The sequence below is a fragment of the Streptomyces sp. NBC_00691 genome, assembly GCF_036226665.1.
Classification (GTDB): Bacteria; Actinomycetota; Actinomycetes; order Streptomycetales; family Streptomycetaceae; genus Streptomyces.
On the sequence record NZ_CP109007.1, the window covers coordinates 3,228,702 to 3,249,949 of the forward strand.

18 protein-coding genes are annotated in these 21,248 nt (G+C 71.7%); 9 read left to right on the forward strand and 9 right to left on the reverse strand.

Annotation, left to right across the window (positions count from 1 at the left end; translation table 11 throughout):
* The first annotated feature begins 126 nt into the window (after positions 1-126).
* Positions 127-681, forward strand: a complete 555-nt coding sequence (locus tag OG392_RS14485; protein WP_329279350.1) for a DJ-1/PfpI family protein — start codon at positions 127-129, stop codon at positions 679-681.
* A 153-nt stretch (positions 682-834) separates the two neighbouring features.
* Here the strand turns inward: OG392_RS14485 and OG392_RS14490 are convergent, their stop codons facing one another.
* Entirely contained in the window at positions 835-1,506 is a 672-nt protein-coding gene (locus OG392_RS14490; protein WP_329279352.1) for an HAD family hydrolase, read from the reverse strand.
* A 59-nt stretch (positions 1,507-1,565) separates the two neighbouring features.
* On the reverse strand, positions 1,566-2,072 hold the full coding sequence (locus tag OG392_RS14495; protein WP_329279354.1) for a DUF6912 family protein: 507 nt from the start codon (positions 2,070-2,072) through the stop codon (positions 1,566-1,568).
* A gap of 274 nt (positions 2,073-2,346) precedes the next feature.
* Between OG392_RS14495 and OG392_RS14500 the strand changes: the two genes are divergently transcribed.
* Complete coding sequence (locus tag OG392_RS14500; RefSeq protein WP_329279356.1) at positions 2,347-2,862, forward strand: Rv3235 family protein; 516 nt, start codon at positions 2,347-2,349, stop codon at positions 2,860-2,862.
* A 161-nt stretch (positions 2,863-3,023) separates the two neighbouring features.
* On the opposite strand, the gene secA is transcribed toward OG392_RS14500, so the two are convergent.
* Entirely contained in the window at positions 3,024-5,837 is a 2,814-nt protein-coding gene (gene secA, locus OG392_RS14505; RefSeq protein ID WP_329279358.1) for a preprotein translocase subunit SecA, read from the reverse strand.
* 239 nt (positions 5,838-6,076) lie between these two features.
* Here secA and OG392_RS14510 point away from each other — a divergent pair, with 239 nt between their 5' ends.
* Positions 6,077-6,664: a GNAT family N-acetyltransferase gene (locus tag OG392_RS14510; protein ID WP_329279359.1), complete on the forward strand. Its 588-nt coding sequence runs from the start codon at positions 6,077-6,079 to the stop codon at positions 6,662-6,664.
* A gap of 51 nt (positions 6,665-6,715) precedes the next feature.
* Entirely contained in the window at positions 6,716-7,879 is a 1,164-nt protein-coding gene (locus OG392_RS14515) for a winged helix-turn-helix domain-containing protein (protein ID WP_329279361.1), read from the forward strand.
* 55 nt (positions 7,880-7,934) lie between these two features.
* Here the strand turns inward: OG392_RS14515 and OG392_RS14520 are convergent, their stop codons facing one another.
* The 6 genes from OG392_RS14520 to mtrA form a co-directional block, all read right to left on the reverse strand.
* The gene (locus OG392_RS14520) at positions 7,935-8,687 is read right to left on the reverse strand and encodes a response regulator transcription factor (RefSeq protein ID WP_329279363.1); all 753 of its coding nucleotides are present in this window, start codon (positions 8,685-8,687) and stop codon (positions 7,935-7,937) included.
* Between the two features lie 207 nt (positions 8,688-8,894).
* Positions 8,895-9,575 carry a ribosome hibernation-promoting factor, HPF/YfiA family gene (gene hpf / locus OG392_RS14525; protein ID WP_443054776.1) on the reverse strand — a complete coding sequence of 227 codons (681 nt, stop codon included), beginning with the start codon at positions 9,573-9,575 and terminating at the stop codon, positions 8,895-8,897.
* A gap of 292 nt (positions 9,576-9,867) precedes the next feature.
* A complete protein-coding gene (locus OG392_RS14530; protein ID WP_329279367.1) occupies positions 9,868-10,677 on the reverse strand; it encodes a ComF family protein in 810 nt (269 codons plus the stop codon).
* A gap of 237 nt (positions 10,678-10,914) precedes the next feature.
* Positions 10,915-12,681: an LpqB family beta-propeller domain-containing protein gene (locus OG392_RS14535; RefSeq protein WP_443055071.1), complete on the reverse strand. Its 1,767-nt coding sequence runs from the start codon at positions 12,679-12,681 to the stop codon at positions 10,915-10,917.
* 94 nt (positions 12,682-12,775) lie between these two features.
* The gene (gene mtrB, locus OG392_RS14540; RefSeq protein ID WP_329279371.1) at positions 12,776-14,794 is read right to left on the reverse strand and encodes an MtrAB system histidine kinase MtrB; all 2,019 of its coding nucleotides are present in this window, start codon (positions 14,792-14,794) and stop codon (positions 12,776-12,778) included.
* 1 nt (position 14,795) lies between these two features.
* Positions 14,796-15,473 carry a two-component system response regulator MtrA gene (gene mtrA / locus OG392_RS14545; protein ID WP_003968748.1) on the reverse strand — a complete coding sequence of 226 codons (678 nt, stop codon included), beginning with the start codon at positions 15,471-15,473 and terminating at the stop codon, positions 14,796-14,798.
* A gap of 330 nt (positions 15,474-15,803) precedes the next feature.
* On the opposite strand from mtrA, the gene OG392_RS14550 reads away from it, so the two are divergent.
* Genes OG392_RS14550 through OG392_RS14570 form a run of 5 tightly spaced genes read left to right on the forward strand, consistent with a single transcriptional unit; the run spans position 15,804 to position 21,214 of the window.
* Complete coding sequence (locus OG392_RS14550) at positions 15,804-17,024, forward strand: DUF7544 domain-containing protein (RefSeq protein ID WP_329279377.1); 1,221 nt, start codon at positions 15,804-15,806, stop codon at positions 17,022-17,024.
* Positions 17,025-17,028: 4 nt separating this feature from the next.
* On the forward strand, positions 17,029-17,721 hold the full coding sequence (locus OG392_RS14555; protein ID WP_443054777.1) for a DUF4129 domain-containing protein: 693 nt from the start codon (positions 17,029-17,031) through the stop codon (positions 17,719-17,721).
* Positions 17,718-18,911 carry a DUF4350 domain-containing protein gene (locus OG392_RS14560; protein ID WP_329279381.1) on the forward strand — a complete coding sequence of 398 codons (1,194 nt, stop codon included), beginning with the start codon at positions 17,718-17,720 and terminating at the stop codon, positions 18,909-18,911. The genes OG392_RS14555 and OG392_RS14560 overlap by 4 nt, the downstream gene beginning before the upstream one ends.
* A complete protein-coding gene (locus OG392_RS14565) occupies positions 18,908-19,891 on the forward strand; it encodes an AAA family ATPase (RefSeq protein WP_329279383.1) in 984 nt (327 codons plus the stop codon). Before OG392_RS14560 ends, OG392_RS14565 begins: the two co-directional genes overlap by 4 nt.
* Before the next feature lie 12 nt (positions 19,892-19,903).
* Positions 19,904-21,214: a DUF58 domain-containing protein gene (locus OG392_RS14570; RefSeq protein ID WP_329279386.1), complete on the forward strand. Its 1,311-nt coding sequence runs from the start codon at positions 19,904-19,906 to the stop codon at positions 21,212-21,214.
* The last annotated feature ends 34 nt before the right edge of the window (positions 21,215-21,248 follow it).

A 21,248-nucleotide genomic window follows, 5' to 3' on the forward strand; every position in this document is an offset into this window, starting at 1 on the left:
GGGGGTGGAAGTTTGACGTTCTGGACAGCGACACATGTCCTCTTGGCAAAGCGCCCCGCCGCGGGCACCGTGTACGCGAGCATGGGCGCAGCAGTGCAGACCGACCATCTGTGATCTGGGAGAGCCATGGCGAAGATCCTGATCGTGACCGGGGACGCGGCGGAGTCGCTGGAGGTGATGTACCCCTACCAGCGGCTGCTGGAAGAGGGATACGAGGTCCACATCGCCGCGCCGGCACGCAAACAGCTCCGCTTCGTCGTTCACGACTTCGAGCCCGGCTTCGACACGTACACCGAGAAGCCCGGCTACACCTGGCCCGCCGACCTGGCCTTCTCCGAGGTCGACCCGGGCGCGTACCTCGCGGTGGTGATCCCGGGCGGCCGGGCGCCGGAGTACCTGCGCAACGACCCGGAGCTCCGCAAGATCCTCAAGGCCTTCTTCGACGCGGACAAGCCGGTGGCCCAGATCTGCCACGGGCCGCTCCTGACGGCCGCGGTCGGCGGCCTGGAGGGCCGCCGGGTCACCGCGTACCCGGCCCTGGAACTGGACATGCAGGCCGCCGGGGCGACCTTCCAGGACAGCGCGGCGGTGGTGGACGGCCTCCTGGTCTCCTCACGGGCCTGGCCGGACCACCCCACCTGGATGCGCGAGTTCCTGAAGGTCCTCCGCGCCAAGGCCTGACCTCCGGGGTCAGGGGGCCGTGGCGGGGCGGTGGGCTCGCGTTCCGCACGGGCGGAAAGCGGGGCGCGACCGCCCACCGGCCTGCACTAGGCCCCCTGCCCCCGCCCGCCACCGGACGGGCCCGTCACGCCGCCCGGTGACCGGACGGTCCTGTCAGACCAGCTCCTCCGCGATGGCCACGGCCTCGGCCAGCGAGTCCACCACCGGCACCCCGACCCGTTCCAACGACGCGCGACTGTGCGAGCCCCCGGTGTAGAGCACTGCCTTCGCCCCCACGTGCGCCGCGGCGATCGCGTCGTCCGCCGCGTCACCGATGACGACGATCCGCTCGGGGAGCACCCCTTCCAGCGCGGCCAGATGCCGCACCATGTGCCCCGACTTCCCGTCCGTGGACGCGTCGACCCGCCCGTCCATCCGCACGAAGCGCTCCGCGATCCCATGCCTCCGCACCAGCGGGATCAGCTCCGCGTGCGGCGCCAGCGACAGCAGTGACTGCGTGAACCCGGACGCCTGCCGCGCCGCGAGCAGCTCGGCGGCCCCGGAGGTCAGCCCGCAGCTCTCGGCGCGCTCCCAGTAGTGCCGGTGGAAGGCTCCGTCCATGACGGACCACTCGTCGTCGGTGGGAAGTCGCCCCATGAGCCGCTCGTAGAACTTGGGCACGGGCACCGTGTAGAGCTCCCGGTACCGCTCAAGAGTGATCGATGCGAGTCCCAGCTCGGCGAACGCCGCGTTGGTCGCCCCGATGACCGCGCTGATGTCGTCGAGCAGTGTGCCGTTCCAGTCCCAGACCAGATGCTTGCCGCGCAAGCCGTCGTGCTTCCCCATGGAAAGACGGTACCCGCAGCCACCGACACCCAAGACTCGAGGGCACCGGCCGAGCCGCGTCAGCCCAGCAGCCCGGGAATCTCCTGCACCCCGAACCACAGCAGCTCGTGGTCCTCGGCCCCGTCGACGACGAACTGCGCGTCGTCGTCCCCCTGATCCGCCGCGCCCAGCGCGTGCGCCGCCGCCGTCACGTCCGCCTCCGCGTCGTCCGCGTCCGCGTGCACGGCAGCGGCCGTGGCGAGCCGAACGGGCCCGGCGATCCGGACCTCGCCGATGGAGCTGACGGTGAGGGCCCCGTCGGGGTCCGCTGCCGCGTCCTTGTCGGCGACGTCGACGGCGACGACGATCCGGCGCCGGGGCGCCTCAGGGTCGCCGGACAGCAGTCGCAGGGAGGCGGAGGCGGCGCGGTTGAGCGCCGCGTACTCCAGCTCCTCGATGTCGTCGGAGACGTACCACTCGCGCAGGGCGGGGGTGACGGCGTAGGCGGTCAGCGGACCGGGGCCCAGCTCGCCCGCCTTGTGCGCCTGTGCGAGACCGGGGAGGGTCAGGGGGACGTACACGCGCATGGCTGGCCGCTTTCGTAGACAGAGAGGCCCTCAGGATACGTGCGGAGTCCCCCTTCGGGGTGGTCGGCCGGAGCCGGCACACGTCCACCGCGGGAGGCGGCTCCCGGGACCTCGGAGAGCCGATTTTCCCTCGCGTCACCCGGATAGGTGATTCGGTTTCGACCCGCCTCGTCGTGGCGGACTCCTTGCGAGCCCCTGGAGCCCACCCGTACAAGATCCCCAACGGAAAGTTACTGACCGGTACCACACGGTCACGCAACGACAGGGGCCCGCCATGAACGCCGCACTCACCACCCAGCCGCAGCCTCGGCCACACACCCGGCCCGAGCCGCAGCACCCCGCGGCGAGCACCCGGCCCCGCACCCCGCGCCCCCGCACCGCCCCCGGCGGCCCGGCAGGCACCCGCCCGCGCGGTTCCGCCGGCACCCACCCCCGCGCCGGCCACCCCCGCGCCCTGCCGCCGCACACCGTCTTCGCCGAGCGCCTCCTCGCCGTGCTCAGCGGCGAACGCCCGGTCCACTGGATGCTCGGCCACACCGTCGGCGAGGCGTACGAACAGCTCGTCCGGATCGCCCCGCAGACGCCCCTGCGCTCCCTCGGCCCCCGCCCGGTCCTGCGCCGCTGCTCGGTCCAGGTGGACGACGACCGGGCCGCCGTGGAGGCCTTCGCGACGATCGCGACCGGCATCCGCGTCCGGGCCATGGCGTTCCGCCTGGAGCGCGGCGCCGACCAGCGCTGGCGCTGCGCCGCCGTCGAACTCGACGGCCTCGGAGCGACGGCCCGCGCATGACGGAGGGGCCGCACATGACGGAGGGGCCGGCCGCCCACCGGGCGACCGACCCCTCCGCACCACGTCTCACCGCGTTCGGCGGCACCGTGTCGACGGCACCGCCCCGGTGTCACCGCTCGTGCGGCACCGTCTCTCGACGGCGCCGCACGAGCGGCTCCCCGTCACTTCTTGCGACGACGCCCGCCGCCACCCGCGTTCTTCTGCGCCTTGCGGCGCTCCGCACGCGTCATCCCGTCACCGGCGTCGACGTCGTCCGAGGCGAAGTCGCCCTCGACGACACCGCCGTCGCCGTCCACCGTCGGCGCGGAGAAGTGCAGCCGGTCCGGCCGCTGCGGGGCGTCGAGCCCCTTGGCACGGATCTCCGGACGCCCGGCACCGGCCGGCACCGCGTCCTGCTTGTCGAGCGACGGACCGCTCGCCTGCACCGGGACCTCCTCGACCTGCTGCTCGACCTGGACCTCCAGGTTGAACAGGTAGCCGACGGACTCCTCCTTGATGCCCTCCATCATGGCGGTGAACATGTCGAAGCCCTCGCGCTGGTACTCGACCAGCGGGTCCTTCTGCGCCATGGCACGCAGGCCGATGCCCTCCTGGAGGTAGTCCATCTCGTAGAGGTGCTCACGCCACTTGCGGTCCAGGACGGAGAGGACCACGCGGCGCTCCAGCTCACGCATGATCTCCGAGCCGAGCTGCTTCTCCCGCGAGTCGTACTGCTCGTGGATGTCGTCCTTGATGGACTCGGCGATGAACTCGGCGGTGATGCCCGCCCGGTCCCCGGCCGCGTCCTCCAGCTCGTCCACGGTGACCTTCACCGGGTAGAGCTGCTTGAAGGCGTTCCACAGACGGTCGAGGTCCCACTCCTCCGCGAAGCCCTCGGCGGTCTCCTGGCGGATGTAGTCGTCGATCGTGTCGTCCATGAAGTGCTGGATCTGCTCCTGCAGGTCCTCGCCCTCCAGGACACGGCGGCGCTCGCCGTAGATGACCTGACGCTGCCGGTTGAGGACGTCGTCGTACTTCAGGACGTTCTTACGCGTCTCGAAGTTCTGGGTCTCGACCTGCGACTGGGCGGAGGCGATCGCCCGGGTGACCATCTTGTTCTCGATCGGCACGTCGTCCGGCACGTTCGCCATGGCCATCACGCGCTCGACCATCTGCGCCTTGAACAGACGCATCAGGTCGTCGCCGAGCGAGAGGTAGAAGCGGGACTCGCCCGGGTCACCCTGACGGCCGGAACGACCGCGCAGCTGGTTGTCGATACGACGGGACTCGTGCCGCTCGGTACCGAGCACGTACAGCCCGCCGAGATCCTTGACCTCCTCGAACTCCGCCTTCACGGCCTTCGCGGCGCGCTCCAGGGCGGCGGGGAGGGCAGCGGCCCACTCCTCGACGTGGTCGACCGGGTCGAGACCCGCCTGGCGCAGCTCGGCCTCGGCGAGGTCGTCCGGGTTGCCGCCGAGCTTGATGTCCGTACCGCGACCGGCCATGTTCGTGGCGACGGTGACGGCGCCGCGGCGGCCGGCCTGCGCGACGATGCTCGCCTCGCGGTCGTGGTGCTTGGCGTTGAGGACCTCGTGCTGCACACCGCGCTTGGAGAGCTGCTGCGAGAGGTACTCGGACTTCTCGACGGAGGTCGTGCCGACGAGGATCGGCTGACCCTTCTCGTGCTTCTCCGCGATGTCGTCGACGACGGCGGCGAACTTGGCGACCTCGGTCCGGTAGATCAGGTCCGACTGGTCCTTGCGGATCATCGGCCTGTTCGTCGGGATCGGGACGACGCCCAGCTTGTAGATCTGGTGGAACTCGGCTGCCTCGGTCATGGCCGTACCGGTCATGCCGGAGAGCTTCGAGTACAGGAGGAAGAAGTTCTGCAGGGTGATCGTGGCGAGGGTCTGGTTCTCGTCCTTGATCGCCACCCCTTCCTTCGCCTCGATCGCCTGGTGCATGCCCTCGTTGTAGCGGCGGCCGGCGAGGATACGGCCGGTGTGCTCATCGACGATCATGACCTCGCCGTCCATGACGACGTAGTCCTTGTCCTTCTTGAACAGTTCCTTCGCCTTGATGGCGTTGTTCAAGTAGCCCACGAGCGGGGTGTTCACCGACTCGTAGAGGTTGTCGATGCCCAGCCAGTCCTCGACCTTGGCGACACCGGCCTCGTGGATGGCGACGGTGCGCTTCTTCTCGTCGACCTCGTAGTCGCCGGTCTCCTCGATGCCCTTGAGCTGGTTGCCGGGCTCGCCCTTGGAGAGGCGGGTGACGAGCTTGGCGAAGTCGCCGTACCACTTCGTCGCCTGGTCGGCCGGGCCGGAGATGATCAGCGGCGTACGGGCCTCGTCGACGAGGATGGAGTCGACCTCGTCGACGCAGGCGAAGTTGTGGCCTCGCTGGACGAGCTCGTCCTGGGACCACGCCATGTTGTCGCGCAGGTAGTCGAAGCCGAACTCGTTGTTCGTGCCGTAGGTGATGTCGCAGTTGTACTGCTCACGGCGCTGGGCCGGGGTCATGTTGGCCAGGATGCAGCCGATGGACAGACCCAGGAAGCGGTGGACCCGGCCCATGAGCTCGGAGTCGCGCTCGGCCAGGTAGTCGTTGACCGTGATCAGGTGCACGCCCTTGCCGGACAGTGCGTTGAGGTACGCCGGGAGGGTACCCACGAGGGTCTTGCCCTCACCGGTCTTCATCTCGGCGACATAGCCGAGGTGGAGCGCGGCACCACCCATCAGCTGGACGTCGTAGTGGCGCTGACCGAGAACGCGCTTGGCGGCCTCGCGGACCGTCGCGAAGGCTTCGGGCATCAGGTCGTCGAGGCTCTCGCCGTCGGCGTACCGCTGCTTGTACTCATCGGTGAGCGCCCGCAACTCGGCGTCGGAGAGGTTGACGAAGTCCTCTTCGATGGAGTTGACCTGGTCCGCGATGCGGTGCAGTTTGCGCAGGATCTTTCCTTCGCCTGCACGCATGAGCTTGTTGAAGACGGACACTGAGGCTGGTCTCCTTGCCGGTCGGGCCTGGCACTGGGTCTTGTCATGGACGCGAGCGCGGGCACGGCAGGTGGTCCCCACCGCAACGGCCATCGTAAGCGAGACCGCCCTCGCGAAGGGAGGCCCACAGTGCCGGAGCCGTACGTCCGCCCGGAAAGAGAACGCACGAGGTGGGCGGAAGGTGCCGCCCCACCCGAAAAGTGTTCGCTTCCGGCCCGGCGGCTCCTCACAATCCACGCATGGAGCCGATCACCCTCACCACCGACCGACTGCGGCTGCGGAACTTCGTGCCCGAGGACGCCGACGCGGTGTACGCCATCTGTCAGGACCCGGACATCCGGCGCTGGACCGTCGTCCCCGACCCCTATACGCGGCAGGACGCCGAACTCTTCCTGAACCGGCTCGTGCCCGACGGCTGGCGCGAGGACACCGAGTACGCCTTCGCCGTCGAACCGCTGGCCGGCGGCCCGCTGCTCGCCGCCGTCGCCCTGACCAGCCGCGGCATGGGCACCTGGGAGGTCGGCTACTGGCTGACCGCCGAGCACCGCGGCAGCGGCTACATGACCGAGGCCGTCCGGGCCGTCGCCCACTGGGCCTTCACCGCGCTCGGCTGCACCCGTCTCGTCTGGCGCGCCGAGATCGGCAACACCGGCTCGCGCGCGGTGGCCGAGCGCGTCGGCTTCGTCATGGAGGGCGCCCAGCGCGCCGGCCTCACCAACAAGGGCACGCTCCGGGACGGCTGGATCGCCGCCCTGCTCCCCTCCGACTTCGGCCTCCCGAGCCCCCTGCCGTACCTCCCCGCCCGCGATCTGCGGACCCCCTCCTGACCCCCGGCCGGCGCGGCCGGAGTGTCAGTGCCGGGGCCTAGGGTGCGGTGCATGACGACTGTGCCGCGCCCCGCCGCCGAACTGTCCGCCGACGACGCCCGCCGGATCGCGCTGCGCGCCCAGGGCTTCCTGGGCGCGCCCGACCGCCGCGCCGGGGTGCGCGGCGTGCTGCGCGGGCTCGGCCAGGTCCAGCTCGACACGATCTCCGTCCTCGCCCGCTCGCACGAGCTCATTCCGTACGCGCGCCTGGGCGCCGTCGGGCGTACGACGGTCGAGGACGCCTACTGGACCGGCGCGCACGCCTTCGAGTACTGGTCGCACGCGGCCTGCGTGCTCCCGGTGGAGGAGTGGCCGCACTTCGCCTTCCGCAGGCGCGCCTACCGCGGCCGCCCGCACTGGGGACACGAGCTGTCCGCGGGGGCGTACGGCAAGGTGATCGACCAGCTCCGGGCCGAGGGGCCGCGGACGGCGACCGAGCTGGGCGGCGCGAAGAACAAGGGCGAGTGGTGGGACTGGTCGGACGCCAAGATCGCCGTCGAGCGGGCGCTGATGTACGGCGAGGTGGTCGTGGTCGAGCGGCGCGGCTGGAAGCGGGTGTACGACCTGGCGGAGCGGGCGATCCCGGAGGCGCTGCTCCACGACGACCTGGACGACACCGAGTGCGTGCGCCGGCTGGTCCGGCAGGCGGGCGAGGCGCTGGGCGTGGGCACCCGCGCGGACATCGCCGACTACCACCGGCTCAAGGGGGAGCAGTTCGACGCGGTGGTCGAGACGGCGGGCCTGGTGCCGGTCACGGTGGCGGGCTGGGGGAAGCCCGCCTGGGCGGACCCGGCGGCGCTCGCCTCGGAGCCGCGCGGCCGGCACCGCACGACCCTGCTGTCGCCGTTCGACTCGCTGATCTGGGAGCGGGCCCGCACGGAGCGGATCTTCGGCTTCACGCACCGCCTGGAGGCGTACGTGCCGAAGCAGAAGCGGATCCACGGCTACTTCGCGATGCCGGTCCTGGCCGGCGGCCGCCTGGTCGGCCGGGTCGACCCCGCACGCGAGGGCGGGACGCTCGTCGCCCGCCAGGTGACGCTCGACGGCCCGAAGGCCGTACCGGCGGTGGCCCGGGCGCTGCGCGAGGCGGCCGAGTGGGTCGGCTGCGACGCGGTGCGGGTGGAGCGGGTGGACACGCCGGGACTGGCGAAGGACCTGGTCGCGGCCCTGGGCTGACCGCGGCCGTCCACCGGAGCTCGGGGTTCACCTCCCCGGGGGAGGGTCCCGGCCCTCAGCGGATCTCGAGGATCTTCTCCCGCATCGCGTAGACCACGGCCTCCATCCGGGAGTGCAGCTGCAGCTTCTCCAGGATGTTCCGCACGTGGTTCTTCACGGTGTTCTCGGAGATGAACAGCTCCTTGGCGATGTCCCGGTTGTTCATCCCCGTCGCGACGAGCTTGAGGACCTCCAGCTCACGGTCGGTCAGCCGGGGCGCGGGTACGAGCCTGCGCTCGTCGGTGCGCTGGATCATCGACTTGAACTCGGTGAGAAGCTTCGACGCCATCGAGGGACTGATCTGGGACTGGCCGTCGGCGACGGCGCGGATGGCCGTCGCGACCTCGTCGGTGGAGATCTCCTTGAGGAGGTAGCCGGTGGCCCCCGCCTTGATCGCGTCGTAGAGGTCGGCCTCCTCGTCGCTGATCGTCAGCATGATGATCTTCGCGCTGGGAGCCACCTCCTTGATGGAGGTGCACGCCTCGATGCCGCCGCGCCGGGGCATCCGTACGTCCATCAGGACGATGTCCGGCAGCAGATCGGCCGCCTTGTCGACGGCCTCCGCGCCGTCACCGGCCTCGCCGACGACCTGGATGTCCTCCTCCTGCGCGAGGACGATCTCCAGTCCGCGGCGGAAGAGGGCGTGGTCGTCCACGACAAGGACCCGGATCGGCTCCTCGCGGAACGCGCCGCTGTCCGGATCCGATCCCTCCCGGACCGCACCACTGTGCTCGCGCCCGCTGAGCACCGGCCCGAAGCTGTCCGCCATCGTTCCTCCCCCTGAAGGCCGTGGCCTGAATTCGTTTCCGGTCCTCCAACCGCTACTCAGGGAGCACCGGTTGGCGTGCACGCCATGCTTTCATGCTCCGGCGGCAACGGGGTGATCCGCAGACGCACGGGGGTGCCCCTGGGGGCGCGAAGAGCGCTCCAGGGGCACCGTGAGGGGCACTTGGGGTGTGGGGGCGCGGGACGGCGGTCAGCCGCCGAGCGCACCACCGGCGCCGCCACCCTCGGCGAGCGGGTCGCTCTCCACGTGGATGACGCCGTAGTCGTACGCGTGTCGGCGGTAGACGACACTCGGCTGCTTCGTGTCGGAGTCGACGAAGAGGTAGAAGTCGTGTCCGACCAGCTCCATCTCGTAGAGAGCCTGGTCGAGCGTCATCGGGGCGGCCCGGTGGGTCTTCTCGCGGACCACCAGCGGGCCTTCGCCCTGGACTTCGATCGAGCCCATCATCGTGGTGGGCACCTTGTCGGTCTCGTCGGCGACGAGCTGGCCGTCTCCGTTGAGCTGGGCGGCGCCGGGCACCACGTCCCCGACCTCCGCCGCCGAAAGCCTGCCGTTTCCACGGCGGGTGTACCGCTTGTCGTGCTGCTTGCGCAGTCGTGCCTCGAGCTTGTCGCTGGCGAGGTCGAGGGCCGCGTACGGGTCCGCCGCCGCGGCTTCCGCCCGGATCACCGGGCCTCGGGAGTGGAGGGTGATCTCCACGCGGTCGGACCTGTCGGCCTGCCGCGGGTTGTGTTCCTTGGACACCTCGACGTCGAGGCTGATCACCTTGCCGTCGAGCTTCTGGATCCTCTCCAGCTTCAGCTTCTCGGCCACGTGCTTCCGGAACCGCTCGGGCACCTCGGTCTTGCGGCCCTTGACGACGATGTCCACGCAGAACTCCGTTCCCGGATCGCCCGGATCGGCTCTCTCGGCCGCCGGGCATCTCCCTTTGCACCAGACTCCGGTGGTCACCGGAGCTCGGACTTGGCGAGTTTCACCTCTCCTCCCCAGTCGACAAGATCCCCACCCCATCGACAAGAGGTTAATTCGCCCTGAACTCCTGTCCTGTAGGCGCAACCTTATTCAGCTAGGCGATGGCTTTCGCCATTCCTCACAACCGAACATAGCCCCTTCGGACGGGTGTCGGCACCCGCTACCGCGACATACCTCCGTTCGGGTGCCTTCACCTCTCACCACCTGCAACGTTCCAAGTTCCTTGCGAGTTCCGGTTTATTTCGAACGAAGCGGGAGAGGATGCGATCACAGCCGCCGCCCGCTGTTCGAATCCGCGCTGCCCCGAACCACTCGGTAAGCCGTGCGGTATTCCAGGAACGAACGAAAGGCGAACGTCGCCGAGGGCGCGCGCCGCCTCGGCCAGCGAGGCGCCCGTGGTCATCAGATCGTCGACGAGCACCACCTTTCCCGCCCGGAGCAGCCGCTCGCCGCCGGGCACGAGCTCCAGCGCCCCGGAGAGGTTCGCGAGCCGTCCGCGCGCCCCGAGTCCCGCCTGGTCCGCCACGTACCGCCGCTGCCGCAGCACCGGCACGACCCGCGCCCGCCGTCCCGTGCCCCGCAGTCGGGCCGCCGCCGCCAGCGCGATCCGGCGCGTCGGATCGTGGCCACGCGCCCGTACGGAGCGCCGCGAGGAGGGCACCGGTACAAGGAGCAGCGGTAGCGACGCGAGGCCCTCGACGCCCCCGGCAGCGGCCTCCACGGCGACGGCAAGGGCGCCACCCAGGGGCCTGGCGAGGGTGAGCGCCCCGCGTTCCTTGTGGGCGATGAGCAGTTCACGGACGGCGTCGGCGTACGGCGCGACGGCGTGCACGGCGGGCAGCCCGGCCGGCTCGGGCGAGGGCCGCACCCTGCGCGGCCCCTCCCCCGCTCCGGTCAACGCGGCCTCGCACGAAGCGCACAGCTCGACGCGCTGCCTGCCGCAGCCTCCGCAGGCGACCGGCAGCACCAGCCCGGCGATCTCGCGCCACCACCCCCGCATGGCTCCACTGTGCGCCTTCCCGGGCGCCTCGGCCACCCCTGTGGAAAACCGCCGCGCCTGCCCCCGGAGTACGTCAGGTACCCCGGTACGGGACAGGGGCGGCACGCCGGTACGGGACGGGGGGCGGCACGCCGCACGCCCTACCCCGAGGGTCACGGCCTCGGCCGTACCCCGACACGGGTCCCAGCGTCCGCCGCCCCGGCCGGGCCCGTCCGCCGCCCCGACCGCGAGGGCCCGCTACCCCGGATAGACGGGCGAGGTGCCGGTCTTGACCACGGGCTGCCAGTTGGTGCCCGGCACGAGCCGCACGATGCCGTCGTTGCCGGAGTCGGCGATCAGCGGCACGGAGCCCTTGTACGGCGCGGCCACCGAGGTCACCCCGTTCAGACCGGGGAGCACCGAGGTCGCCGAGGTCGAGCCGTCGGTCTGGAGGTAGCGGATCTGCTGGACGCCGCCCGCCTCCTTGCCGACCACGACGAGCCTGCTCGGCCCGGCCCAGGAGACGGCCGTGACCGACTCCATCCGGGGCGCGGCGGGCTGGAGGTCGAGCACCGAGACGACCGGCTCGTCGCCCGACGTCTGCCGCTGGACCCGGCCGATCTGCAGGGTCGTGTCGCCGTCCCGGGTGATGACGAGCGCGATCCGGACCCCGTCGGCGGAGACCCGCAGCGACTCGATCCTCGCGTCGTCCGCCAGCCACGGCGTCCGCACCTTGACGGGCTCTCCGGTGCCGTTGGGCACCATCCACAGCTGAGGGGCGGCGGGGTCACGGTCGGCGATCCACAGGTTGCCCCGGCCGTCCCAGCTGGGCGCGGACAACCGGTCGGTGGGCTTGACGCCCTTGCTGCTCATGATCGCCGGAGCCGCCGTCTCCTCGGTGGTGATCGAGGAGACGAACAGCTCGCGGCCGTTCTCCCCGACGCCGGCGGCCCGGGTCTCGCCCCGGTCCACGGCGACCGACCCGAGCCGCAGGGTGCCCTTGCCGAGCGGGCCGGGCACCTCGATGGGCGCGTTGGCCTCCTTGCCCGCGCCGACCAGCATCGTCAGCTTGCGGTGCTCGTCGACGAAGTACGGGTTCTCGTCCCGTTCCGCGTTCCGCACGGGTGCGAACTCGTCGGTCGCCTGCCCCTTGCCGAGACGGCACAGCGCCTGGCCCTTCGACCCCTGGAGCTCCACCTGCTCGGCGTTCACGGAGGTCAGGTCGCGCAGCGTGAACAGCAGCTGCGCCGCCATCCGCCGGCACGGCTCGCCGCCCACCAGGTCAGCCCTGGCGTTCAGCGGCACCTTGAGCGTGGACTGGTCGTCGGGAGTGAGCGTGGTGACGCCCTTCCGCAGCTCCGTGCCCGAGGGGAAGCTGGAGTCGACGGCGGGCTTCAACCAGTTCGTGGGGCCTTCGAGGAGCGCCCTGACCGTCTGGGTCACCGGATCCATCCGGGTGACGGGGTCCTGGCGCTGCCGGATGTAGACCGGGTCGGCGACGACCCAGTCCTGCCCGGACGCGAAGTAGTACTTGTTGACCGACCGGTAGTTACGCAGGAAATCGGCCTCGCCGAGCACCAGGCCCGGCGGCAGGCTGTCGATGCGCCACTCCCTGCCCTTGCCGTTCGCCGAGGGCTGCTGCACGACGTGGATCGACTGGAGGTACGCGGCGGGGCTGATCGGCTGGTACGCGTGCCGGGCGTCCACGGTCGCGATCTTGCGGCCGGAGAGCGGGTAGGAGCGGCCCTGGTTGTCGGGGTCGGCGTTGCGGTCGGCCAGGTCACGGTTGGGCGCGGTGGTGAGCACGGTGATGCTCTGCGCCGGCTTCCAGGTCCGCGCGGCCTGGCTCGTCAGGTACTTGCGGGCGGTGGCGAAGCCGGGGTCGTCACTGGTCATGGCCTCCAGGAAGCCGTCGACGATCTCGTCCGGGTCCGCGTTCTCCCGGGGCGCCACGGCGTAGACCCGCACCTGCGAGTCGCCCTGGTTGACCCCCTTGACCGCCTGGACGTCGCCGCTGTCGGGCATGGTCGCGCACCCGGTCACCAGCAGCCCGCCGCAGGCGGCGAGCACCACCACGTGCCCCTTGCGGAAGCCCCGCCCCGCGTGCCCCTCTGAGGAGTCAGCGCCCACGTGTCCCGTCCTCCCGCTCCGCGTTCCCGTGTGCGTCGGCCGTGGCCGAGCCCGCCCCACCGCCGTCGTTCTCCGCCGTCGCACGCGCCACGACCCGGGCCCCGCTGCCGGGCAGGGCCGTCGGGTCGACGGTCGCCCGCGACGGCGCGGGAAGCCTCGGCGGTACGGGGAGCTGCGGCCGGTCGCCGACCTGCTGCGCCGGCACCGCCGTGAGGCGGGCGGCGTCCTGGGCGCGTCCGGCGGCCGCCTGCTCGCGGTTGCGCCGGGAATCCTCGGGCTCCAGGGGTATCGGGGAGCCGCGCAGCGGCTCGTCCGCGGTCCGCGGCAGGGTGAGCCGGAACTGCGAACCTCCGCCGGGCTCTCCCCAGGCCTGGAGCCAGCCGCCGTGCAGCCGGGCGTCCTCCACCGCGATCGACAGGCCGAGGCCCGTGCCGCCGGTGGTCCGCGCGCGGGCGGGGTCGGCGCGCCAGAAACGGTTGAAGACCCGGGTCGCCTCGCCCGGCTTGAGTCCGACGCCGTAGTCGCGCACCGCGACGGCGACGGCCCCGCCGGCGGCGGCCAGCTTCACCACCACGTCCCGGCCCTCACCGTGCTCGACGGCGTTGACGACGAGGTTGCGCAGCACCCGCTCGACCCGGCGGGCATCCGCCTCGGCGACCACGGGCTGCGCGTCGCCGACGACCACGATCCGGCTGCCCTTGCGCTCGGCGAGGGGTTCGGCGCCACCGATGACCCGGCGCACGACCTGCCGCAGGTCTATCGGCTCGGCCTCCAGGGCGGCCGCTCCCGCGTCGAAGCGGCTGATCTCCAGGAGGTCGGAGAGCAGCGACTCGAAGCGGTCGAGCTGGTCGCCGAGGAGTTCGGCGGAGCGTGCGGTGATCGGGTCGAAGTCGACGCGGGCCTCGTGGATGACGTCGGCGGCCATCCGGACCGTGGTCAGCGGGGTCCGCAGCTCGTGCGAGACGTCCGAGACGAACCGCCGCTGCATCCGCGACAGCTCCTCCAGCTGCTGGATCTTGAGCTGGAGGTTCTGGGCCATCTTGTTGAAGGCTTCGCCCAGACGGGCGATGTCGTCCTCGCCGGTGACCTTCATCCGTTCCTGGAGGCGGCCCGCCGAGAGCCGCTCGGCGATCCCGGCGGCCATCCGCACGGGGGTGACGACCTGGCGCACCATGAGCCAGGCGATGGCGCCGAGCAGCACCATCACGAAGAGCCCGGCGGTCGCCAGGGTGCCCTTGACCAGGGTGAGGGAGTCCTCCTCCTGGGTCAGCGGGAAGAGGTAGTACAGCTCGTACTGGGTGCCCTCGGCGTCATTGAGCCGCTTGCCGATCACCAGACCGGCCTCGGACGACTTTCCGCTGGTGTAGTGGATGCGGGTGAACTTCTGGAAGGTGTCCGTGCCCTGGGCCACCGAGTACCGCAGTTCCGCCGGGATGCTGGTGGTCGGATCGACCTCCCCGGAGGCACGGGCACCGCGGCTCGCGGCCTCACCGGCGTCGAGGGAGAGCGCGACCACGTTGAAGGCGCTCTGACCACCACTGGCGAGCTGCTCGACCAGAGTGGAGCGCCAGTTCACCGAGGCGCCCGCCCGCGCACCGTCCTGCTGACCCGGTGCCGACGGAGTCGTCGCCGCCCGGTCCTGGGCGGCGGAGAACCCACCGGCGGCCTGGCTCTGGGCGGCCCTCTCCTTGGCGTCGAGCAGTCCGTTGCGGACCTGGCCGATCACGACCAGGCCGAGCAGCAGCACCACACCGAGCGACATCAGGAGGGTGCCCGCGACGATCCGCAGCTGGATGTTGCGCCGCCACAGCCGCAGAGCGGGCAGCAGCGGGCGACGCACCCAGCGTGCGAAGAGCCGGAGGACCGGTCCACCCGGTGTCCCGTCCCGAAAAAGCCTTCCGCCACGCGGCGGGCGGCCGGAACGCGAGCCCCCCCGCCCCGGTCCGGCAGCCCGCCCCGTACGGTCTCCCGGGTCCCCGGGCTTCGGAGCAGTACTGCCTGTACTCATGTCAGCTCGGTCCCGCCTTGTATCCGACGCCACGGACGGTCACCACGATCTCCGGTCGCTCAGGGTCCTTCTCGACCTTCGAGCGCAGCCGCTGGACGTGCACGTTCACCAGTCGGGTGTCGGCCGCGTGCCGGTATCCCCAGACCTGCTCGAGGAGCACCTCCCGGGTGAACACCTGCCACGGCTTGCGCGCCAGCGCGACCAGCAGGTCGAACTCCAGCGGAGTGAGGGCGATGGACTGCCCCTCCCGCTTCACGGAGTGCCCCGCCACGTCGATGACCAGATCACCGATGGTGAGCTGCTCGGGCGCCGGCTCCTCGGACCTCCGCAGCCGTGCCCGGATACGGGCCACGAGCTCCTTCGGCTTGAACGGCTTGACGATGTAGTCGTCGGCCCCTGACTCCAGACCCACGACCACGTCGACCGTGTCACTCTTCGCGGTGAGCATGACGATGGGCACACCCGACTCGGCCCTGATCAGGCGGCACACCTCGATGCCGTCCCTCCCGGGCAGCATCAGGTCGAGCAGCACCAGGTCAGGCTTGGCCTCCCGGAATGCGGCAAGCGCCTTGTCACCGTCCGCGACGAACGACGGCTCGAACCCTTCACCCCGCAGCACGATGCCGAGCATCTCGGCCAGTGCGGTGTCGTCGTCGACGACAAGAACGCGTCCCTTCATATCGACATCATCCCATTAGCCAATCGTTACCTGCCGTGACGTGCCCCACAGCGTCTCCCCCAGCCCGGACCGCGATCCCGTCGATCGCGCCCCGCTCGGCCCGCCACCGCACGGTTCGCGCGAGATGATCGGGTATCCGCACAGTGTGCCGTCTGCCGCTCGCACAATGAAGGTCCGGACGAAGGTACGAAGGTCACGGCCGCTCCGGCCCACGGGAGGGTCCCGCGTGGCACGATGGCACCCGGCCCGCCGCCGTGTCAGGTGTCGGCCGCCGTGACCGAGCCGGTTCGCCGATCCGGCGCCGCGACCATTCCTCCGAGGTGGACGACCGTGAACGACACTCCGGGCTGGACCTCGCCCGGATCCGCCCCCTCCGACGACCAGAACGGCTCCGGGGTCCCCCGGCCCGCCTCTCCGGCCGACGCGAACGGCTCCACCCCTCAGTGGTCCACGGACCAGCCGCCCGCCGGGCAGTGGTCCCCGCCGACCGGCCAGACCCCGCCCCCGGCCCCCGGCCGTGGCCCGGGCTGGGGAACTCCTCCCCCGAACGCCCACTGGGGCCGGCCTCCGGCCGCGAAGCCGGGAGTGATCCCGCTGCGCCCGCTGGGCATGGGCGAGATCCTCGACGGCGCGGTGAAGACCCTCCGCACCTACTGGCGCACCGTGCTGGCCATCACGGTCACGGTCGCGGTGATCTCCCAGATCGCCAACATCCTGGCCCAGAAGTACCTCGCCCCCGACGTTCCGTCCCCGACCCCGGACGCCAGCCCCGCCGAGGCGCTCGAGCAGTCCCTCGACGCGGCTCAGGCCTCGCTGATCGGCCTCGGCCCCGCCCTCCTGGTGACACTGATGGCCTCCCTGGTCAGCGCCGCCCTGTTGACCGTCGTCATCAGCCGCGCCGTCCTCGGCCGCCCGGTCTCGCTCGGCGCCGCCTGGCAGGAGGCCCGACCGCGGCTCCTCCAGCTCCTCGGCCTGACCCTGCTGCTCGCGGCGATGAGCACCGCCATCGTCATGGTCGGCCTGCTCCCCGGTCTGCTGCTCGGCGGCGCCGCGGGCGTGGCCCTGACCCTCCTCGGCGGTCTCGGCGCCCTGGCGGCGGTCGTCTGGCTGATGATCCGCTTCAGCCTGGCCTCCCCCGCCCTGATGCTGGAGCGCGGCGGCGTCACGCAGTCGCTGAAGCGCTCGGCGAAGCTGGTTCAGGGCGCGTGGTGGCGCATCCTCGGCATCACTCTCCTCACCCAGCTGCTGATCTTCATCTTCTCCATGATCATCGCGATTCCGTTCACCATCATCGGCATCGCGGTCGACGGAGACGGCTTCTCCGGCATGCTCTCGGGCACGTCCACCACCTTCGGCTGGCCGTTCCTGATCATCACGGGCATCGGCGGTGTGATCACCAGCGCGATCACCTACCCGATCTCGGCCGGTGTCACGGTCCTCCTGTACGTGGACCAGCGCATCCGCCGCGAAGCCCTGGACCTCGAACTGGCCAGGGCCGCGGGCATCCCCGGCTACGGCCCCACCGCGGGCACCCAGACCGTCGGCGGCTGATGCCGTGACGGTCACGGGGGGAATGGCCACGGCACTGGCGCGGCTCCGCGCCGACGACGACATCCCGGTGGACATCTCCCGCGTCCCCGCCCAGGAGGCGGCGGAGCGGGAGCTGTCCAAGCCGATGTACCACGAGAACGACCCGAACCTCCTCCAGCGCGGCCTCGACCGCTTCTGGGAATGGGTCGGCGACCTCTTCGCGGCCGCGTCGGGCGCCACGCCCGGCGGCGTGGTCGGCCTGGTCGCGATCGCTCTGCTCGTGATCGCCGCGGCAGCCGCCTTCTGGTGGCGCCTCGGCACCCCCCACCGCGCACCGGGCGCCACCGGCGACTCCCTCTTCGCGGACGGCCCCCGCACCGCCCGCGACCACCGGGCCGCCGCCACCCGCCACGCCTCCGCCGGCCGCTGGAACCAGGCCGTCCAGGAGCGCACCCGGGCCATCGTCCGGTCCCTGGAGGAACGCGCCCTGCTCGACCCCCGCCCCGGCCGCACCGCGGACGAGGCCGCCGCCGAAGCCAGCCGCTCCCTCCCCGCCCACGCGGACGAACTGCGCCTCGCCGTCCGCGTCTTCGACGACGTCACATACGGCGGTCGCACCGCCGACGAACCCGCGTACCGCCGCGTCGAGGAACTGGACAGCGCCCTGGAGCGCACCCGTCCCACCCTCGACACCGCCTCCACGGGGACGCCCGCATGAGCCGACCGGCCACCAGCACCACGTCGACCGCCCTCTCGGCCCACCGGCTCTGGACCCGAGCCCGAGGCGCGGCCCTCGTCCTCGCCCTGATCCTCATCGGCGGCCTGGCCCTCGCGACGCTGCGCTCCTCCGACGCCCACGGCTCCCTCGACCCCCGCTCCGCCGATCCGAACGGCAGCCGGGCCGTCGCCGAACTCCTCACGTCCCGCGGCGTCGAGCTCACCCTCGTCACCACCCTCGACGAGGCCACCGCCGCGGCCGGCCCCGACACGACGCTCCTGGTCACCACACCCGACCTGCTGACCCCGTCTCAGCAGTCCACGCTCCACCGGACCATGACGCGCTCCACCGGCCGCACGGTCCTGGTCGGTGCGGGCCTGCCGTCCCTCGGCACCCTCGCCCCGGGAGTCACCAGCTCCACCAGCACCCCCGTGGAGAACCGCACCCCCTCCTGCACCCTGGCGGAGGCCACCCGCGCCGGCAGCGTCGACCTCGGTGGCGAGCGCTACGTCACCGACCCCGCCGCCACCGCGGACTCCTGCTACCTCTCCGACGGCCTGCCGACCCTGGTCCGGCTCCCTGGCCTGAACACCCGCGACACCGTCCTCCTCGGCTCGCCCGACATCCTCCACAACAAGCGTCTCGACCAGCAGGGCAACGCCTCGCTCGCCCTGCAACTCCTCGGCTCCCGGCCCCATCTCGTCTGGTACCTCCCCTCCCTGACCGATGCCTCCGCCGCCGACGCACCCGACGGCACCACGGGCTTCCTCTCCCTCATCCCCTCCGGCTGGCTGTGGGCCACACTCCAGCTCGCGCTCGCGGCCCTGCTCGCCGCCGTCTGGCGCGCCCGTCGCCTCGGCCCCCTGGTGACCGAACGCCTCCCCGTCGCCCTGCGCGCCTCCGAGGCCACCGAGGGCCGCGCCCGCCTCTACCGCAAGGCGAACGCCCGCGACCGCGCCGCCTCGGTGCTGCGCACCGCGACCCGCACGCGGATCGCCCCGCTGCTCGGCGTCCCCGTCCAGGACGCCCAGTCCGCCGATCGTCTCCTCCCCGCGCTCTCCGCCCGTCTCCCCGAGACCACCGCGGACCCCCGACACCTCCTCTTCGGCCCGGCTCCCGCCGACGACGCCACTCTCATCCGCCTGGCGGACCAACTCGACGCCCTCGAAAGAGAGGTACGCACCTCATGAGCGCCCCGACCCCCGAGACCGCTACGAACTCGGACAGCGCCCGCGCCTCCCTGGAGGCCCTGCGCACCGAGATCGGAAAGGCCGTGGTCGGCCAGGACCCCGCCGTCACCGGTCTCGTCGTCGCCCTGCTCTGCCGTGGACACGTCCTCCTCGAAGGCGTACCCGGCGTCGCGAAGACCCTGCTGGTCCGCTCGCTCGCCGCCGCACTCGAACTCGACACCAAGCGCGTCCAGTTCACCCCCGACCTGATGCCGAGCGACGTGACCGGCTCCCTCGTCTACGACACCAGGAACTCAGAGTTCTCCTTCCAGCCCGGCCCGGTCTTCACGAACCTCCTGCTCGCCGACGAGATCAACCGCACGCCCCCGAAGACCCAGGCCTCTCTGCTCGAGGCGATGGAGGAGCGTCAGGTCACGGTCGACGGCACCCCGCGCGCCCTGCCCGAACCCTTCCTGGTGGCCGCGACCCAGAACCCCGTCGAGTACGAGGGCACCTATCCCCTGCCCGAGGCCCAACTCGACCGCTTCCTACTGAAGCTGACGGTCCCTCTGCCCTCCCGCGCGGACGAGATCCAGGTCCTCACCCGTCACGCCGAGGGCTTCGACCCCCGCGACCTGAAGGCCGTCGGAGTTCGCCCCGTAGCGGGCCCGGCCGAACTCGAAGCCGCCCGTTCCGCCGTCGCCAAGGTCTCGGTCTCCGCCGAGATCGCCGGCTATGTCGTCGATATCTGTCGTGCCACGCGAGAATCCCCCTCACTCAGCCTCGGGGTCTCCCCCCGAGGCGCCACCGCCCTGCTCTCCACCGCTCGCGCCTGGGCCTGGCTCACCGGCCGGGACTACGTCACCCCGGACGATGTGAAGGCCCTCGCTCTCCCCACCCTGCGTCATCGCATCCACCTGCGGCCCGAGGCCGAGATGGAAGGAGTCACCCCCGACTCCGTCATCCACTCGATCCTCGCCCACGTCCCCGTCCCCCGCTGAGGACGGCACCCCATGGCCCTCACCGGACGAACAGCGCTGCTCGCCGCCCTCGGATCGGTACCCGTCGGCATCCTCGCCCCCAGCTGGGCGGGAATGCTCGCCGTGAACGTGCCCCTCTCCCTCGCAATTCTGTGCGACTACGCCTTGGCGGCGCCAGTACGAACGCTCCAATTCACCCGAAGTGGTGATACATCCGTTCGACTTGGTGACGCGGCAGACGTCCAGATCACCGTCACCAATCCTTCCCGCCGCCTCCTCCGCGCCCAGCTCCGCGACGCCTGGCCCCCCAGCAGCTGGCTCCCCGGCACCGAACAGCCCGCATCCCGCCACCGTCTGGCGGTCCCCGCCGGCGAACGCCGCCGTCTCACCACGCGCCTGCGCCCGACCCGGCGCGGCGACCGCCGGGCCGAGCGGATCACGGTCCGCTCGTACGGCCCCCTGGGCCTGGCGGCCCGCCAGGGCAACCACGAGGTTCCCTGGACCGTCCGCGTCCTGCCCCCGTTCACCAGCCGCAAGCACCTGCCGTCCCGCCTGGCGCGGCTCCGCGAACTCGACGGCCGCACCAGCGTCCTGACACGCGGTGAGGGAACGGAGTTCGACAGCCTCCGCGCCTACGTCCCGGGTGACGACACCCGCTCGATCGACTGGCGGGCCACCGCCCGCCAGAGCACCGTCGCCGTCCGCACCTGGCGCCCCGAGCGCGACCGCCACCTCCTGATCGTCCTGGACACCGGCCGCACCTCGGCAGGCCGCGTCGGCGACGTCCCCCGCCTGGACGCCTCCATGGACGCGGCCCTCCTGCTCACCGCGCTCGCGTCCCGCGCCGGTGACCGCGTGGACCTCCTGGCCTACGACCGCCGGCTCCGCGCCCAGGTCCAGGGCCGATCCGCCCGCGACGTCCTCCCCGCCGTGGTGGACGCCCTCGCCCCGCTCGAACCCGAACTCGTGGAGACCGACGCCCGCGGCCTGGCCGCGACGGCCCTCGCACGCGCTCCCCGCCGCTCACTGATCGTCCTTCTGACGAGCCTCGACTCCGCTCCGATCGAGGAGGGGCTCCTCCCGGTCCTGCCGCAGCTCGCCCAGCGGCACACGGTCCTGCTCGCCTCGGTCTCGGACCCGCACATCGCCCGCATGGCGACGAACCGCGGCTCGGTCGAGGGCGTCTACGAAGCCGCGGCAGCCACCCAGACCCAGACCCAGCGCGCTCGGACCGCGGAGCAGCTCCGCCGCCATGGCGTCACGGTCGTCGACGCCTCCCCCGACACCCTCGCCCCCGCCCTGGCCGACGCGTACCTCGCCCTCAAGGCAGCCGGCCGCCTGTAGGCGCCGAACGCCGATGGCCGGCACGGCGAACAAC

Coding starts and splice junctions, on each gene's coding strand:
- OG392_RS14490 (WP_329279352.1), bottom strand. CDS start 1,506: ATGGGGAAGCACGACGGCTTGCGCGGCAAGCATCTGGTCTGGGACTGG.
- OG392_RS14530 (WP_329279367.1), bottom strand. CDS start 10,677: ATGCGGGGGTGGTGGCGCGAGATCGCCGGGCTGGTGCTGCCGGTCGCC.
- OG392_RS14485 (WP_329279350.1), top strand. CDS start 127: ATGGCGAAGATCCTGATCGTGACCGGGGACGCGGCGGAGTCGCTGGAG.
- OG392_RS14510 (WP_329279359.1), top strand. CDS start 6,077: ATGGAGCCGATCACCCTCACCACCGACCGACTGCGGCTGCGGAACTTC.
- mtrA (WP_003968748.1), bottom strand. CDS start 15,473: ATGAAGGGACGCGTTCTTGTCGTCGACGACGACACCGCACTGGCCGAG.
- OG392_RS14495 (WP_329279354.1), bottom strand. CDS start 2,072: ATGCGCGTGTACGTCCCCCTGACCCTCCCCGGTCTCGCACAGGCGCAC.
- OG392_RS14560 (WP_329279381.1), top strand. CDS start 17,718: ATGAGCCGACCGGCCACCAGCACCACGTCGACCGCCCTCTCGGCCCAC.
- OG392_RS14515 (WP_329279361.1), top strand. CDS start 6,716: ATGACGACTGTGCCGCGCCCCGCCGCCGAACTGTCCGCCGACGACGCC.
- OG392_RS14565 (WP_329279383.1), top strand. CDS start 18,908: ATGAGCGCCCCGACCCCCGAGACCGCTACGAACTCGGACAGCGCCCGC.
- OG392_RS14570 (WP_329279386.1), top strand. CDS start 19,904: ATGGCCCTCACCGGACGAACAGCGCTGCTCGCCGCCCTCGGATCGGTA.
- OG392_RS14520 (WP_329279363.1), bottom strand. CDS start 8,687: ATGGCGGACAGCTTCGGGCCGGTGCTCAGCGGGCGCGAGCACAGTGGT.
- OG392_RS14535 (WP_443055071.1), bottom strand. CDS start 12,681: ATGCCCGACAGCGGCGACGTCCAGGCGGTCAAGGGGGTCAACCAGGGC.
- OG392_RS14500 (WP_329279356.1), top strand. CDS start 2,347: ATGAACGCCGCACTCACCACCCAGCCGCAGCCTCGGCCACACACCCGG.
- mtrB (WP_329279371.1), bottom strand. CDS start 14,794: ATGAGTACAGGCAGTACTGCTCCGAAGCCCGGGGACCCGGGAGACCGT.